Source organism: Cellulomonas citrea (assembly GCF_009829685.1).
In the GTDB taxonomy this organism is placed as follows: domain Bacteria; phylum Actinomycetota; class Actinomycetes; order Actinomycetales; family Cellulomonadaceae; genus Cellulomonas; species Cellulomonas citrea.
Window position 1 is genome coordinate 1 of sequence record NZ_VWSD01000420.1, and the last position, 507, is coordinate 507.

A 507-nucleotide genomic window follows, 5' to 3' on the forward strand; every position below is an offset into this window, starting at 1 on the left:
GCCCGCTCCCCTTGGGTCTCAGATGTGTTATATTTCCTCGGAGACTTATCCATGGCATCCGAGGTTTTATAACATCCGCCCGACTTCAACAAGGTCTAGTAACGATCGTGATCGCGCATCAAGATCGTCGCGGTGGCCCGAGCAAGCATCAGGACTCTCGCATTAGCCCGGCTTATTCATGAGCCCGCTGCACTGGGGCGTGCCGGGTTTGATGTGTCGGTGGCCGCGTGATCCGGGCGCGCGGTTTCGGCGGCGTTTTTCGCCGCAGCAAAACCGATGGCTTTTCGAGGTTGATGGGCGATGGCTCGGGCTTTGTGCGGCACAGCCGCGCTGGCTATGTCGGCGCTGGCCGGAGACTGGTGGCGATGGCTTTGAACACGCCGGCGTCGGGGCATGCTGACGCGAAGGCGACACGGATGCGCGAGGCGGTCTCGATGACGCGGGCGGCGACCTTGAGCAGCCGCAGGCGCAGCGTTGCGAACTCGGCAGTGGCCAGAGAGGTGGCCT

Annotated in this window: 1 protein-coding gene; it reads right to left on the minus strand. The window is 62.9% G+C overall.

Annotated features, from left to right (window positions below; genetic code table 11):
* Positions 1–334: 334 nt before the first annotated feature.
* On the minus strand, positions 335–507 hold a 173-nt coding region (locus F2B26_RS17050), incomplete at its 5' end, for a transposase (protein ID WP_201292841.1).